Raw genomic sequence first — 14,997 nt, 5'->3', positions numbered from 1 at the left:
ACCGCCGCGGCATCGCGACAGCCACACGTGAGGTCTACGTCCAACTAGCCGGCCTAGCGGCGTCCGGGCAACCGAATCAACCCGAGCCTCGCTTAGGGCGGGCAGTACTGGATCAAGCCGCCTTGTAGACGGTGTCGAGGTGCCATTCGAGGAAATCAGCACGCGGCCGGTCGCGGCGTCGTTCTGGCAAAGCGATCTGTTCGCCCGCCTTCGCATAGAACTGGTCACCGTTGCCGAACTCGCTGCGAAGCCGCGGACTGACCAGTAGGCGGTGCTTCGGATCGACGCCCAGGTAGCCACGGTCGAAGAGGATGTGCACGTCGGACTTGAGCAACAGGCCGTTGTCCAGCCGATGCTCGCCCCCCAGCGGGAGCGGGCGGATGTGCGCGGCCTGCAGCACGGGCTGGACCCTGTTGCCGGTGATCGCGCAACGTCGGCCGTAGGCTCCCAGGACCACCGCCTTGAATGACTGCTGCCCGAGCCGTTGGGGCACCAGTCGCGGGTCTCCGTAGACGGGTCCGGGACGATGCCAGGGCCCGCTCAGGTCAACCGCCGCCGTCGTCCCGATCAGACGGTGGATCAGCAGGTCGAAGTACGACGCCGAACCGGCGTCGGCCAGGTTGTAGGTCTTGCCCTGCACGATATTTGACGCGAACTCTGGCGGTGGATCGACGGTCGATTCGTCGGGGAAGAAGGTCACGTCCCGGACGAAGATGCAGCCGATGATCGGATCTTCCCCTGCACCGATCGCCTGCTTGCGGTAGCGCCCGACACTGCGGCGCATCTCGTCGATACTCGAAGCTCCATTGGCCTCGCCGAAGAGCTCCCACGCCTCGGAGATCCGTAGCTGCGTGAAGCCGCTGAAGAAGCCGCCACCCACCACCCGGTTCAGCGGAAAGTGTGCCTTGAACAGGAAGGGCTCGCCTGGAGTGAGAGCCCGAAATGTACCGCCGGAGGGCCGCCAGAAGTTGACCTCGTTCAGCGCGGGACGCTCCGCAAGGAAGCGGTACCACCTCTCGTCAGTCACCCCCACGAAGGCCTTCACAACGAACAGTGTTGATCAAAGAGGATTTAAACGCCACCACCTGAACGGTCACCTGTGCGCGCGTCGCGGCGGCCGCTGTCCTCAGAGACATTCAATCGCGCGAGCGAGGTGGCGAGGATCGTGCCGACCAGGACGCCGAGGAGCGCTGCAAGCAGCATCAGAAGCGTGCCCACGAGGCCGTGGCTGTCAGCACGGTCAAGCCCCGCCAGCCTTTGCCCCGACGTTCTGCGTCAGTGCGATCCGCCTCCCGCGATGGACCCCAGCGCTGGTCTCCCCGTCCAGGCCCACATTTCCAGCGCATCCCGGTCGACGAGCGTGATGTTGAGCTGTCGGGCTATCTGAATACCGTCGCCCGCAGTGAAGAAGCTGTTAGTCACGAGCATGCAGATCTCGCCACCGTGGATGTCTCGGCAGGTGCCGGCGAACCGCTGGATCGCGGCACTTCCGACCCGGTTGTTGGGGCTCTGCCGCTTGCACTGCACCACGACGCGTCGGCCGTCGGAAGCGACCGCCAAGACGTCCGCTCCCCGGTCGCCGGAGCCACCGCACACCGTCACGTTCCGAAACCCGGATGCGACCAGGATCCGGGCGAACCACTGCTCGAACTCGGGTCCGCTCATCGTGTCGGTCACCGCGATCAGCCTGTCCCGCTGGGCCTGGTCGGCCCGCTCGCGGGCACGCTGCCTCGACACGACAAGACCCACCGCGGCCGCCGCCATTACGACGAGGCTCACCAGGAGGGCGGACCAGTATGGGTGCCGCTGCACGAAGTCGATGACCATGCGGAGGAGCAGGAAAACGACGACGGCACACAGCGCCAGAACCCAGCCGTTGGCAGATCTGCCGCCACCGGCCACGCGGCGGGCCGTCGATCTGCGCCGAACGCTGCCCCTGCGCCGCCTTCGGTAGTGCGCCCGAACCCGCGCGCCACCCTTCCTGGTGTGGGACCTGACATACGGCACGAGGCACCTCCCCGGTCGAGGAAGCCTCAGTGTCGCGGTAGCGTGCGACAAACCCCCTGCACGGCCGTCGATGGTGTCCGGTACCCGTCAGTCGGCATCAGCCGACGTCCCACATGGGAGCGCCCGCAGCGGACCCACGGGCACCGCCGCACCTATACGGCGGGCGCCTCCGGCGTCGCGGTGGACCGGTCGACCAACGCCTGCCGCAGCGTCGCGGACTGCTCCACCGACCCCCCGCGTACCCCGAGACTGCGCCGGGCCGCCCGGTAGTACCCGTCGCGGGCCTCGTCGACCCGGGTCAGCATGCCCGCCGCGTCCGATGGCGACTCGACGATTCCCCGGGCGAGCCGTTCGACCTGCCAGATCGCGTCCCGCCAGCTGGCGGCGGCGGCGACAGTCGGCTCGTCGCCGAGCAGCAGCAGGTTCTCCCAGACGATGGTGCGCCGAGCGTCCGCCTCAGCCAGCCGGACCAGCCCCTCCTCGCGGTCGATGGGGTGGCTTCGCGATCCCGGCCGGTGCTCGGCCGTGAGTCGCAGCGCCACCGCGTGACTCTCCTTGAGGGCGTGCGCGTAGTCGACGTACGCGTCGAGCCGCCGCTCGTCCCAGCGGACGCTCTGGCTGCGACGCCATCGGGCGCGGTCGGCGAGGGACGTGGCGAGAATCGTGCCCGCGGTGCCAACCAGGACGCCGAGGAGTGCCGGAAGCTGCGTCAGAAGGTCGCTCACGCGATCGAGGCTGCCAGCCCCAGGCAATCCCGTCCGCCCCGACCCACGCCCGCGAGCTGCCCGCCCCCGGTTCCGGTTGTCGGCGGCAGTCAGCAGGGATCAAGGAACACGGCTCAGGACGGGACGTCGCGGTGGCGGAAGGCGACCACGCCGACGGCGAGCAGGGCCGCGGCCACCGCCGCCAGCACCACAAGGGGAAGCGCCGCCGGGTCGACAGCGGGCACGGCCGGCACATGGGTGTACGGCGAGACGTTGAGCGCGGCCTGTGGCAGCTCCAGCACCGCGCCGAGCTGCCCGAGGAGCAGGAAGACCAGCAACGCCGTCCAGGACAGCACGACCGACCAGCGGGGCAGCAGCCCGAAGATCGCGGTCACCACGCCGGCGATCACGAGCAGGGCGGGTAGCCGCAGCAGCGCGGCGCCGCCCAGCTCGACGGCCTGGCCGAGCGGGTCTCCGGTGACGATGCCGTACCCGAGGCCGGTGGTGACGCCGGCGAGGAGCAGCAGGGCGACCGCGCCGAGTGTCGCGGCGAGCACCTGGGTTCCGAGCCAGCGGGTACGGCTGACCGCCGTGGCGAGGGCGGCTTCCAGCACCCCGTCGGCTTCGTCGCCGCGTACGCGCAGCAGGGCCTGCACGACGTACGCGCCGATGGTCAGGGCGAAGAGGCCGAGCATCGCGGCCAGGTACGCGTTGATCAGGTCGGCTCCGCCACCCATCGCGTTGATCGCCTCGGCGGCGGCCGGATTCGCGTCGATCATGTCGTTGAACTCGTCGGCGGCGACGCCCATGGAGAGGCCGAGCACGGCCACCCCGACCGCCCAGCCGAGTAGCGTGCCGCGCTGCATCCGCCAGGCCAACCCGGTGGGGCTGAGCAGCCGTGGCGCGCCGGTGGCCGGGCCGCGTCGGGGGGCGATCAGCCCGGCGCCCTGGTCGCGTCGCTCGGCGAGGGCGTACGCCAGCGCCACTCCGGCGAGCAGCAGCGCGACGGGCAGGGCGAGCACCCACCAGCGTTCACCGTCGAAGGCTCGGACCTGGTTGCCCCAGCCGAGCGGGGAGATCCACGACGGCCAGGCGCTGCGCACGCGGGTGCCGTCGGCGCTCTGTTCGCCGAGGACGTCTCCGGCGGCGCGCAGCACGAAGGACAGCCCGAGGGTGGCGGCGGCGAGCGCGTTGGCGCCGCGCGAGGTGACGGAGAGCTGGGCGGTGACCGCGGCGACAGCGGTGAAGGCGACCCCGACGCCGCCGATCGCGGCCGCTGCCGCGACGGAGCCGGCGAGCGGCAGACCGGCGCCGACCAGAGCGACCGCGAGCAGCACGGCGGCCATGGTGTTCGCCGCGACGATGACGAGCAGCGCGGCGGTGAGCGGCGCGTACCGGCCGACCACGTTGGCGCCGAGCAGTTCGGCGCGGCCGGTCTCCTCGTTCTGGCGGGTGTGCCGGGTCACCGCGAAGGTGCTCAGCAGCGCGACGATCAGGGCCAGCGTCACGTACGTCTCGGCGACGACCACGGCGCCGAGGTCGGTGCCGTGGATGGGGCCGTTGAAGGCGCGGGCGACCAGACTGGACGCCGAGGTGGTGGCGTAGCCCAGCCGGGTCTCCTGGTCCGGGTAGATGCCGGCGACGCTGCCGGCGAGGGCGTAGCCGAGCAGGGGCGTGCCGAGGATCCAGATGGCGAGGCGGATCCGGTCACGGCGCAGCACGAGCCGGGCCAGCCGGGTCGTGCCGGTGAGGGCGCTCACCGGGCACCGCCCTGCGGGGCGTCCGCCTGCACATCGGCGTCCGAGGAGCCGGCGGCGGGAGCCCCCGATGCGGCGGTGGCGGGAGCGTCCGTGCCAGCAGTGGTGGCGGGGTCGTCGCCGTAGTGGCGGAGGAAGAGCTGCTCCAGGGTGGGTGGTGTGCTGGTCAGCGCGCGGACGCCGAAGCGGATGAGCTGGCCGAGCAGCTCGTCGAGGTGGGCGGGCTCGACCTCCAGGTGGGTGCGGCCGTCGACCTCGTGTACGTCGTGCACGCCGGGCAGCGCGTCCAGGCCGGTGACCGGGCGGGCGGTCTCGACGGTCACCGCCGTGCGGGTGAGGTGGCGCAGCTCGGTGAGGGTGCCGGATTCGACGGTGCGGCCCTCGCGGATGATGCTGACCCGGTCGCAGAGCGCCTCGACCTCGGCGAGCACGTGGCTGGAGAGCAGCACTGTGGCGCCGGCCTGCTTGACCCGCCGGACCTCGTCCTGGAACACCGCCTCCATGAGGGGGTCGAGGCCGGAGGTCGGCTCGTCGAGCACGTACAGCTCCACCGGGGAGGAGAAGGCGGCGACGATGGCTACCTTCTGCCGGTTGCCCTTGGAGTAGGTGCGGCAGCGGCGGGTCGGGTCCAGGTCGAAGCGGTGCAGCAGCTCGTCGCGGCGACGCCGGTCGAGGCCGCCGCGCAGTTGACCGAGCAGGTCGATGGCTTCCCCGCCGGTGAGGTTGGGCCAGAGGCTGACGTCGCCCGGCACGTACGCCAGCCGGCGGTGCAGGCGGACCGCGTCGCGCCACGGGTCGGCGCCGAGCACCTTGGCGTCGCCGGAGTCGCGGCGGAGCAGCCCGAGCAGGATCCGGATGGTGGTGGACTTTCCGGAGCCGTTGGGCCCGAGGAAGCCGTGCACCTCCCCCTGCTCGACGTGCAGGTCCAACCCGTCGAGTGCCCGGATGGCGCCGAACGTCTTGACCAGGTTGCCGATCGAGATGACGGGCATGGCCCCTCCTGCCGTTGGCTGCGTCGACCGCCACCACTGTACTGACCAACGGTCAGTCGAATCAATGGTGATCGTGCCCACCGGTCAGGACGTCGCTAGGCTGGCCGGCATGACCGCCGATCCCGCGGACGACACCCGCACCCGGATCCTGCGCGCCGCGCTCGACCTGTTCGCCGAACACGGCTACCAGCGCACCTCGCTGCGCCAGATCGGCGAGCGGCTGCGCCTCACCAAGACCGCGATCCTGTACCACTTCCCCGCCAAGGAGCATCTGCTCGCCGCCCTGGTCGAGCCGTTGGTGGCGGACCTGGAGGCGCTGCTCGACTCGGCGCAGACACAGCCCACCGAGCGGGCCCGGTGGACGGTGCTGGAGGGCTGGCTGGACACCATGCTCGCCCACCGCCGGCCGCTCGGCATGCTCTTCCACGACATCGCGCTGATTGGCCGGGGCGACACGTACCACCGCCTGATGGAGGTCGCGATGCGGGCCAACGACCTCATCGCCGGACCGAACGCGGGGCGTCGCGAGCGGGTCCTCGCGGTCCAGGCGGTGGGCGCGTGCAGCGATCCGGTCGTTTTCTTCACCGACGTGTCCGACGAGGTGCTGCGCGCCGACATGCTCGACGGCGCACGCCGACTGCTGGCCCCGCTGCCCACGGACCCCGCAGCCGGGCCGCGCGCCGACCCCGCGACCGCGCCGCACGCGGACCCCGCAGCCGGGCCGCGCACGGACCCCACAGCCGGATCGCGCACGGACCCCACGACCGGGCCGCGCACGGACGTCACAGCCGCCCCGCGCACGACGGTCCCGCCGCCAGCGGGCGAAGCCCCGACGCGTGTGACAGCGAGGGGCGCGGCCCCGGCAAGCGCTAGCTCGGCGACGCCACCGGGCGTAGCCGACGGTGCGGGGGCGACGAGCCGGCGTCGGCGGCCGGGACGGCCGCCTGCGCTGGGCCGGGAGCAGATCGAGGCGGCCCGACGCATGCACGCGGCGGGCACCCACTCCGTCGACGCCATCGCCGCCGCGCTGGGTGTCTCGCGGGCCACCGTCTACCGTCACCTGACCGCGCCATAACGAGACAGTTCCGAGACTGTTTCGAGACGGTTGTGATCCGGGTTTCAGGCGGCCAGCGTCGCGTAGCGGCCGTTGCTGTCCAGCAGGCTGGCGTGGGTGCCGGCCTCGACGATCCGACCGTGGTCGAGCACCGCGATCTGATCGGCGTCGCGGACCGTGGAGAGCCGGTGCGCGATGGTGATCGTGGTGCGCCCCTGGGCGAGCACGTCGAAGGCCCGCTGTACGGCGCGTTCGGTCTCGGTGTCCAGCGCGCTGGTGGCCTCGTCGAGGACCAGGATGCGCGGGTCGCGCAGCAGCGTCCTGGCGATGGCGAGGCGCTGCTTCTCACCGCCGGAGAACCGGTGCCCGCGTGAGCCGACCACTGTGTCGTACCCGTCGGGCAGCCCGGCGATCAGGTCGTGGATCTGGGCGGCGCGGGCGGCGTCCTCGATCTCGGTGTCGGTGGCCTCGGGCCGGGCGTAGCGCAGGTTCTCCCGGACGGTGGTGTGCAGCAGGTACGTCTCCTGGCTGACCACGCCGACGATCGCGGCCAGATCGGCCAGGCGCAGGTCGCGCAGGTCGACGCCGTCGACGGTGATCCGGCCGGCGGTCGGGTCGTGCAGTCGGCTGACCAGCCCGGCGAGGGTGCTCTTGCCCGAGCCCGTCTCGCCGACCAGGGCGAGGCTGGTGCCGGCGGGCACGTCGAGGGTGATCCCGGCGAGGGCTGCCGTGTCGCTGCCCGGGTAGCCGAAGGTGACGTCCTCCAGGCGCAGGTGGCCGCGCACCTGGGCGGGGTCGAGGCGGACCGGCTCGGTGGGGTCGGCCACGTCGACCGGTAGGTCCAGGTATTCGAAGATCCGGGCGAAGAGCGCCAGCGAGGCGGTGAGCGAGACACCCACGTTGAGCAGTCCCATCAGCGGTCGGAACAGGCCGCCCTGCAGGGCCGTGAAGGCGACAAGGGTGCCGATGCTCAGCGTGCCGGCGGTGCCGGGCAGCCCGGCGGCAAGGTAGATGACCGCCGGTACGGCGGCGAAGATGATGCTCATCGAGGCCATCCGCCAGCGGCCGGCCAGCTCGCTGCGCAGCTCCAGGTCGACAAGGCGGGCCGAGGAGGCGGTGAACCGGTCGATCAGCGCGGGGCCGGTGCCGAGGGTCTTGGCCAGCTGGACGCCACTGATCGAGAGCCCCTCCTCCACTGTGACGTTGAGGTCGGCGAGTTCGCGTTGCCGTTGGGCGGTGATCTCGCGACGCATCCGGGCGACCCGACGGGTCAGCCAGATGGCCGGGGGCAGCACCACGAGCGAGACCAGGGAGAGCTGCCAGGAGAGCGCGACCATGGCGACGACCGTGGCGACCACTGTGGTGAGGTTGGCGGCGACGGCGGTTGCGGTGGAGGTGACCACCGACTGCATGCCGCCGATGTCGTTGGTGATCCGGGACTGCACCTCGCCGGTGCGGGTGCGGGTGAAGAAGCCGAGCGACTGGCGCTGGAGGTGGCTGAAGACGTCGGTGCGCAGTCGGTGCATGACCCGCTGGCCGACCTGGGTGGAGATCCAGGTCTGCACGACGCCCAGGGCGGAGGTCACCGCCGCGACGGCGACCATGCCGACGACCAGCCAGACCAGCAGCGTCACGTCGCCCTGCGGCAGGGCCCGGTCGATCACGGCACGCAGCAGGAACGGGGTGGCCATCGCGATGATCGAGGAGACCACGATGATCGCGGTGACGGCGGCCAGCGCGGGCCGGTGGGGGGTGAACAGGCGACCGATGCGGCGCAGCGACACCTGACGGGCCTGCGTCTTCTCTTCGGCGCTGACGGTGCGGTGGCCGCGGTCGCGGCCCTTCGGGGTGGGTTCCAAGGGGGGCACTGCCTTTCGTCGACAATATTGCTGAGGTTACCTCATCATGAGGGAGCAACCACATATCCTGCTACCGTATTCCGGTGACCGAGCACACCGTCGAGAGCGCCGACGACGAGAGCCTGGCGGAGACGTTCTGGGCGGTGGCGTCCCGTCTGCGCCGGCAGAGCCGCGACTCACTGGCGCCCTGGGACGTCACGCCCAGCCAGTCCCGGGCCCTCGGCGTGCTGGCCCGGCACGGTGAGGTACGCCCCGGCACCCTCGCCGAGCACCTGCGCATCGCGCCCCGCTCGGCGACCGAGGTCGTCGACGACCTTCAGACGCGAGGGCTGGTCGAACGCCGACCCGACCCGGCCGACCGTCGGGCGACCCTGGTCGCGCTCACCGAGGAGGGCGACCGGGTCAGCACCGCCATCCGGGCCGCGCGGCGGGCCGAGGCCGACCGCTTCTTCGGCCACCTCGACGACGCCGACCGCGCCGAACTGGCCCGCATCCTGCGCACCCTGCGCGGCTGACGGGTTTGCTCCCCGCGCCCACGGGTAGCCAGCGGCCCCGTCCGGTCGGCGGGACCGGCCGGCACCGGTCGGGGGCGAGGTGACGGGAGGCCCGGCTGATGTGCGGGATCAGCGGGGAGGCGCGGTTCGACGGCCGCTCGCCCGACGCGGCGGCGGTCACCCGGATGACCGAGGCGATGCGCTCACGCGGCCCGGACGACGAGGGCCTGTTCGCCGACGGTTGGGTGACCCTGGGGCACCGCCGGCTGACCATCATCGACCTGTCCGACGCGGGCGGGCAGCCGATGGTCCGCGACGACCTGGGCCTGGCGCTGGTCTTCAACGGCTGCATCTACAACTACCCGGAACTGCGCGAGGAGTTGCGCCACGCCGGGTACGCCTTCCACTCCACCAGCGACACCGAGGTGATCCTGGTGGCGTACGCCCACTGGGGTGAACGTTTCGTCGACCACCTGGTCGGCATGTTCGCGATCGGGCTGGTCGACCGGGTGCGGCGGCGGCTGATCCTGGCCCGCGACCGGCTCGGCATCAAACCGCTCTACCTCGCCGAGACACCGGGACGGCTGCGGTTCGCTTCCACCCTGCCCGCCCTGCTGCGGGCCGGTGACGTCGACACCGGCATCGACCCGGTGGCGCTGCACCACTACCTGTCCTGGCACTCTATCGTGCCCGCGCCGCGGACGGTGCTGCGTGGCGTGCGCAAGTTGCCGCCGGCCACCCTGCGGGTGATCGAGGCGGACGGGAGCAGCCGCGAGGAGGTCTACTGGCGACCCGACTACGTGCGGGAGCCCGCCGACGAAGGGATGGACGCCGCCGACTGGCGGGCCGCGATCGGCGACGCGCTACGCGCGGCGGTACGCCGACGGCTGGTCGCCGACGTGCCGGTGGGGGTGCTGCTCTCCGGCGGACTGGACTCCAGCCTCATCGTGGCGCTGCTCGCCGAGGCCGGCCAGCAACACCTGCGGACGTTCAGCATCGGCTTCGACAGCCGCGACGGCGAGTCCGGCGACGAGTTCCACTACTCCGACCTGGTGGCCCGCGCGTACGACACCGACCACCATCGGATCCGGCTGGCCGACGACGACCTGGTGCCCGCCGTCCGACGGGCCGTGCTGGCGATGACCGAGCCAATGGGTAGCCACGACGTGGTCGCCTTCCACCTGCTCTCCGAGCAGGTGGCGCAGCACGTGAAGGTGGCCCAGTCGGGTCAGGGCGCCGACGAGGTGTTCGCCGGCTACGGCTACCACCAGCCACTCGTCGAGGCGCCCCGGCACGGCGCCGCCGAGACGTTCGCCGCCGCGTTCTTCGACCGCGACCACGACGAGCTGCGCCGCATCGTCGGCCCGGCGTACGCGCTGGAGCACGACGCCAGCCGGGACCTGCTCACCGGGCACCTCGCCGCGCCCGGGGCGCAGACCGCGCTGGACGCCGTGCTGCGCCTGGACACCCACCTGATGCTCCCCGACGACCCGGTCAAGCGGGTGGACAGCATGAGCATGGCGTGGGGTCTGGAGGTGCGTACGCCCTTCCTCGACCAGGACCTGGTCACCCTGGCCGCGCACTGCCCGCCGGAACACAAGGTCAGTCAGGGCGGCAAGGGCGTACTCAAGGAGGTCGCCCGTGAGGTGCTGCCCGCCGAGGTGATCGACCGGCCCAAGGGCTACTTCCCGGTGCCGGCACTGCGCAACGTGGACGGCCCGGTGCGCGAGCTGGTGGCCGAGGCGTTGCAGGCGCCGGCCGCGCGCCAGCGGGGGCTGTTCCGCCCGGAGTACGTGGCACATCTGCTGGCCGAGCCGGACCGGGCGGAGGCCGCGGCCGGCAGCAACAAGCTGTGGCAACTCGGCCTGCTGGAGCTGTGGCTCCAGACCCACGACATCCGCTGACCCGCTGGGCCGTGACGGGCCGTCAGCCGGCGGCGGTGCGGGCGACCAGGTCGTCGAGGACCACGTGCAGGTCTCCGGCGCGCTCCAGCACCCGCCGCTGCCGAGTGGCGCCGGTGCCGTCGCGGCGCAGCCGGGCGAGCTGCGCCAACACGTACCCGAGGTCGCCGTGGCGCAGCAGGGCCGGGGCGATCACCGCCATCAGCTCGTCGACGAGTGCCCACGCGGGGCGGGTGCCGCCGGCACGCAGGTCGATCAGCTCGCCGTCGAGACCGTCGTGGGCGGCCCGCCAGTGCGCCGCGGCGACCAGGCAGTCCCGGACGTTCGGGGCGCTCACCCCGGCGCGTACGTCGTCGGCGAGGGTGGCCACGAGGGACCGGACCAGCGCGGCGACCAGCACCGCGTCGTCCACCTCGGTGCAGACGTCACCGACCCGCACCTCCACCGTCGGGTAGGTCGACGACGGCCGGGCGTACCAGTAGACCATCGCCGCGTCGAGCATGATGCCGGCGGCGATCAGCTCGCCGACAGTGCGGTCGTAGTCGGCGACGGAGTCGAAGAACGGCGTCGGTCCGATGCTGGGCCAGCGTTCCAACTGCATCGAGCGCCAACTGGCGTGCCCGGTGTCGTACCCGTCGTGCAGCGGCGAGTTGGTGGTGATCGCCTGCACCACCGGCAGCCACACCCGCAGGTGGTTGCAGACCTGCACGGCCAGTTCCCGGTCGGGCAGCCCGACGTGCACGTGACAGCCACACACCGCCGGGTCGTGCGCCACCGGACCGTACCGGCGCGACATCGCGTGGTAGCGCGGTTCGTCGGGGACCGTCCGGTGGGGTTCGGCCACCGGGGTGGCGCCGACCGCCACCAGTCGGGCGCCGGCCGCCGTGGCGGCCTCGGCGGCGGATCGGCGCAGCGCCACCAGGTGCGCGCGCAGTTCGGTGAGGTCGGAGCAGACCGGGGTGACCATCTCCACCATGCTGTGCCGGAACTCCTGGCGGCTCTGGTCCCGGGCGGGGCCGCGCAGCGCGGCGAGCACCTCATCGGCGACCGGCAGGTTCCGGCCGCTGTCCGGGTCGAGCAGCAGGTACTCCTCCTCCACGCCCAGCGTGAGGGTGGACAGGTCGGGCACGGTGTCGACGGCGGTCGGTCGGTACGCCATGGCCCCTCCCCATCCCTGCTGCGGCGGTGCCTCGGGTTCCCGGCCTACCCCGATGACAAACACGCGCTGAGGACCGCCGCGCGGGCGGTGAGGAAGGCCTGTTCGGCGGCGTTGTCCGTGAAGGCGACGGCCGTCCGGTACGCGTCGACGGCCTCGGCGTCCCGACCGAGCCGGGCCACCGCGATCGATGCGGCTCGTACCACGGCAGCTAGGTCAAGGCCCTAGCATGGCCCCGTGATCGAGGGCTTCGCCAATCGGCTCCTGTGCGACATGGCCAGCCTCGACCCCTGCACAGCGGTCGTCGAGGCTGGCGAGCAGGATGTCGACGGGCTCACCGACTACAGCCCGGAGGGCCACCAGGCCCGGGCCGACCTCGCAGCCCGCGCCCTGGGCGAGCTCGAGAGCCTGGGCGACGAACTGGCGGACGGCGGCCCGCTGCACGCTCACCTCGCCGAACGGCTGCACACGCGTATCGCCTTCCACGATGCCGGGGAGGACCTGCGCGAACTGCACGTGGCCGCCACCGGTCCGCTCCAGCTCATCCGCCAGGCCGTCGAGGCCGCGGTTCCCGGCTCCGACGCCGAGGGCGCTGCCTTCGAGGAGGCCTGGGCTCGTGTCGGCGCACGCGTAGCCGCGATCCCCGCCGCCCTGGACGGGTATGCCCGCAGCCTCTCACTCGCCGCAGAGCGCGGCAATCTGCCGGCGCGGCGTCAAGTGGAGCTCGTCACGCAGCGCTGCCGCAACTGGATCGACGACGATCTCGCCCTGGTGGAGCGCTACGGCGAGGGGTGTCAGCGGGCGTCGTTGCAGGCCGCAGCGACGGACGCGAGAGAGGCGTACCAGAAACTGGCTGGGACGCTGACAGCGGATCTGGCACCACAGGCCGTCGAGGAGGAGACGTTCGGCGAGCAGCGGTACGAACTCTGGGTGCGCACCTTCCTCGCGGCCCAGCCTGATGTGCGTGAGCTGTACGGCTGGGGCTGGGACGACTTCAGAGCGATAGAGGCAGAACTGATCGCGGAGGCGAAGGCTCTGGGCGGGAGCGTGCCAGAGGCGCTTGCCCGGCTCAACAGCCCCGACGCACCCGGCACCCTGCACAGCAGGGAGTCGTTCGCCGCGTGGCTGCAGGAACTGTTGGAGGCCGCCACCGAACGGCTGGACGGCGTGTACTTCGACATCCCCGCCCCGTTGCGGCGCGTCGAGTCGCGGTTGACCACGTCGTCCGGCATCGCCTACACCGGGCCGTCGCGGGACCTGACGCGGCCGGGCCGGGTCTGGTGGTCCATCCCCGAGGACGCGACGAGTTTCCCCACCTGGTACGCCTACAGCACCGCCTATCACGAGGGTGTTCCCGGCCACCACCTCCACCTCGGCTCCGAGGTGTGCCGGGGTGGCCTCGGGCAGAGGCTCAACCTGCTCGGCGGCCTCTCCGGCAGCCAGGAGGGCTGGGCACTGTACGCCGAGCGGTTCATGGACGAGCTCGGGCTCTACGAACAGCCGGGTGCTCGACTGGGGTACCTGTACATGCGGCTGCTGCGCGCCGCGCGGGTCGTGCTCGACATCGGCCTGCACCTGCGACTGCCGATGCCAGCTGGCGATGGAGCCGTGTGGACGGCGGACGCGGCGCTGAAGCTGTTGCAGGACCGCTGCCATCAGGGGCCGTACGCATCCGCCGAGCTCGCGCGTTACCTGGGCCGGCCAGGGCAGGCGCTGGCCTACAAGGCGGGTGAGCGCGTGTGGCTGGCAGGCCGCTCGTCCTTCCCCGGCGACCGGCGCGCATTCCATCGCCAGGCCCTGGAGCTGGGTTCGCTGGGCTTGGATCAGTTGACAGCTTGCCTCCAGTCCCGGCCTACCCCGGTGGCAGACGCGCGCTCAGGGCCGTCGCGCGCCCGGTGAGAAAGGCCCGTTCAGCCGCGTTGTCCGTCAGGGCGACAGCCGTCCGGTACGCCTCGACGGCCTCCCCGCCGCGGCCGAGCCGAGCCAGCAGGTCGGCGCGGACCACGTGGTAGACGTGATAGCCGATCAGGTCGAGGCGGTCCACCTCGGTCAGCGCGACCGCCGCTCCGGACAGCTCGGCGAGCGCGACGGCCCGGTTCAGCGCCACCACCGGGCTGGGGGCGACGACCGTCAGCTGGTCGTACAGCTGAAGGATCTGGGCCCAGTCGGTGTCGGCGGCGCGCCGCGCGGCGCTGTGCACCGCGGCGATCGCGGCCTGGATCTGGTACGGGCCCGGCCGGTCGCGGCGCAGGCAGCGGCGGACCAGCGCCTGCCCCTCGGTGATCAGCTCGGCGTCCCACCGGGCCCGGTCCTGGCTCGGCAGCGCCACCAGCTGACCCTCGGCGTTGGTCCGCGCGTCGCGGCGGGACTCGGTGAGCAGCATCAACGCCAGCAGGCCGAGCGCCTCGGGCTCGTCCGGCATCAGCTCGACCAGCAGCCTGGTCAACCGGATCGCCTCGACGCACAGCTCGGCCCGGACCAGATGCGGGCCGGCGCTGGCCGTGTACCCCTCGTTGAAGATCAGGTACAGCACCGCGAGGACGCCGTGCAGCCGGTCGGGCAGGTCGGCGTCGCGGGGCACCCGGTACGGGATCCCGGCGTTGCGGATCTTCGACTTGGCGCGGACCAGCCGCTGCGCCATCGTCGGCTCCGGCACCAGGAAGGCTCGGGCGATCTCGGCGGTGCTCAGGCCACCGAGCAGCCGCAGGGTGAGGGCGACCCGGGTGCTCGGGGCGAGCGCCGGATGGCAGCAGGTGAAGATCAGCCGTAGCCGGTCGTCATGCACCGGTCCCTCCTCGGCGGGTGGGTCGGCGGCGTACAGCAGGGCCGCCTGGGCGTGCCGGTCGGCCCGGGCCGCGTCGCGGCGCAGCCGGTCGATCGCCCGGTTCCGGGCGGTGGTGATGATCCAGCCGGCCGGACTGGGCGGCAGGCCGGTCGTCGGCCAGCGCGCCACCGCGGCGACGAAAGCCTCCTGGACGGCCTCCTCGGCGAGGTCGATGTCGCCGAGAAGGCGAACCAGGACGGCGACGGCGCGGCCGTACTCCGCGCGGAACACCGTCTCCACGTCGGGCAC

Annotated in this window: 14 protein-coding genes; 4 read left to right on the top strand and 10 right to left on the bottom strand. The window is 72.1% G+C overall.

Annotated features, from left to right (window positions below; translation table 11 throughout):
* Nucleotides 1-112: 112 nt before the first annotated feature.
* From PSH03_RS08555 to PSH03_RS08530, 6 genes are all read right to left on the bottom strand, one after another.
* Complete coding sequence (locus PSH03_RS08555; protein ID WP_210782343.1) at nucleotides 113-1,045, bottom strand: HNH endonuclease; 933 nt, start codon at nucleotides 1,043-1,045, stop codon at nucleotides 113-115.
* 26 nt (nucleotides 1,046-1,071) lie between these two features.
* Nucleotides 1,072-1,218, bottom strand: a complete 147-nt coding sequence (locus PSH03_RS08550) for a hypothetical protein (protein ID WP_210782341.1) — start codon at nucleotides 1,216-1,218, stop codon at nucleotides 1,072-1,074.
* A gap of 57 nt (nucleotides 1,219-1,275) precedes the next feature.
* Complete coding sequence (locus tag PSH03_RS32800; RefSeq protein WP_238688781.1) at nucleotides 1,276-1,902, bottom strand: restriction endonuclease; 627 nt, start codon at nucleotides 1,900-1,902, stop codon at nucleotides 1,276-1,278.
* Between the two features lie 257 nt (nucleotides 1,903-2,159).
* Nucleotides 2,160-2,732, bottom strand: a complete 573-nt coding sequence (locus PSH03_RS08540; protein WP_238688780.1) for a hypothetical protein — start codon at nucleotides 2,730-2,732, stop codon at nucleotides 2,160-2,162.
* 113 nt (nucleotides 2,733-2,845) lie between these two features.
* The gene (locus tag PSH03_RS08535) at nucleotides 2,846-4,471 is read right to left on the bottom strand and encodes an ABC transporter permease (RefSeq protein ID WP_238688779.1); all 1,626 of its coding nucleotides are present in this window, start codon (nucleotides 4,469-4,471) and stop codon (nucleotides 2,846-2,848) included.
* Complete coding sequence (locus PSH03_RS08530) at nucleotides 4,468-5,460, bottom strand: ABC transporter ATP-binding protein (protein ID WP_372494717.1); 993 nt, start codon at nucleotides 5,458-5,460, stop codon at nucleotides 4,468-4,470. The genes PSH03_RS08535 and PSH03_RS08530 overlap by 4 nt, the downstream gene beginning before the upstream one ends.
* Nucleotides 5,461-5,569: 109 nt before the next feature.
* On the opposite strand from PSH03_RS08530, the gene PSH03_RS08525 reads away from it, so the two are divergent.
* Entirely contained in the window at nucleotides 5,570-6,535 is a 966-nt protein-coding gene (locus PSH03_RS08525) for a TetR family transcriptional regulator (RefSeq protein ID WP_238688778.1), read from the top strand.
* Nucleotides 6,536-6,579: 44 nt separating this feature from the next.
* On the opposite strand, the gene PSH03_RS08520 is transcribed toward PSH03_RS08525, so the two are convergent.
* Entirely contained in the window at nucleotides 6,580-8,373 is a 1,794-nt protein-coding gene (locus PSH03_RS08520) for an ABC transporter ATP-binding protein (protein WP_305076076.1), read from the bottom strand.
* 83 nt (nucleotides 8,374-8,456) lie between these two features.
* Here PSH03_RS08520 and PSH03_RS08515 point away from each other — a divergent pair, with 83 nt between their 5' ends.
* A complete protein-coding gene (locus PSH03_RS08515) occupies nucleotides 8,457-8,888 on the top strand; it encodes a MarR family winged helix-turn-helix transcriptional regulator (protein WP_238688777.1) in 432 nt (143 codons plus the stop codon).
* A gap of 98 nt (nucleotides 8,889-8,986) precedes the next feature.
* The gene (locus tag PSH03_RS08510) at nucleotides 8,987-10,771 is read left to right on the top strand and encodes an N-acetylglutaminylglutamine amidotransferase (RefSeq protein WP_238688776.1); all 1,785 of its coding nucleotides are present in this window, start codon (nucleotides 8,987-8,989) and stop codon (nucleotides 10,769-10,771) included.
* Between the two features lie 22 nt (nucleotides 10,772-10,793).
* On the opposite strand, the gene PSH03_RS08505 is transcribed toward PSH03_RS08510, so the two are convergent.
* Both PSH03_RS08505 and PSH03_RS08500 read right to left on the bottom strand, forming a co-directional pair.
* Nucleotides 10,794-11,927 (bottom strand): carboxylate-amine ligase, encoded by a 1,134-nt coding sequence (locus PSH03_RS08505; protein WP_238688775.1) that lies wholly within the window; start codon nucleotides 11,925-11,927, stop codon nucleotides 10,794-10,796.
* A gap of 44 nt (nucleotides 11,928-11,971) precedes the next feature.
* Nucleotides 11,972-12,130: a hypothetical protein gene (locus tag PSH03_RS08500; RefSeq protein ID WP_238688774.1), complete on the bottom strand. Its 159-nt coding sequence runs from the start codon at nucleotides 12,128-12,130 to the stop codon at nucleotides 11,972-11,974.
* Between the two features lie 31 nt (nucleotides 12,131-12,161).
* Between PSH03_RS08500 and PSH03_RS08495 the strand changes: the two genes are divergently transcribed.
* Nucleotides 12,162-13,823, top strand: a complete 1,662-nt coding sequence (locus PSH03_RS08495; RefSeq protein WP_238688773.1) for a DUF885 domain-containing protein — start codon at nucleotides 12,162-12,164, stop codon at nucleotides 13,821-13,823.
* On the opposite strand, the gene PSH03_RS08490 is transcribed toward PSH03_RS08495, so the two are convergent.
* A complete protein-coding gene (locus PSH03_RS08490; protein ID WP_238688772.1) occupies nucleotides 13,777-14,997 on the bottom strand; it encodes an RNA polymerase sigma factor in 1,221 nt (406 codons plus the stop codon). The genes PSH03_RS08495 and PSH03_RS08490 overlap by 47 nt on opposite strands.

Origin of the sequence: Micromonospora salmantinae (assembly GCF_022230905.1) — a bacterium.
Lineage (GTDB): Bacteria > Actinomycetota > Actinomycetes > Mycobacteriales > Micromonosporaceae > Micromonospora > Micromonospora salmantinae.
This window is presented reverse-complemented; position numbering and strand designations above follow the sequence as displayed.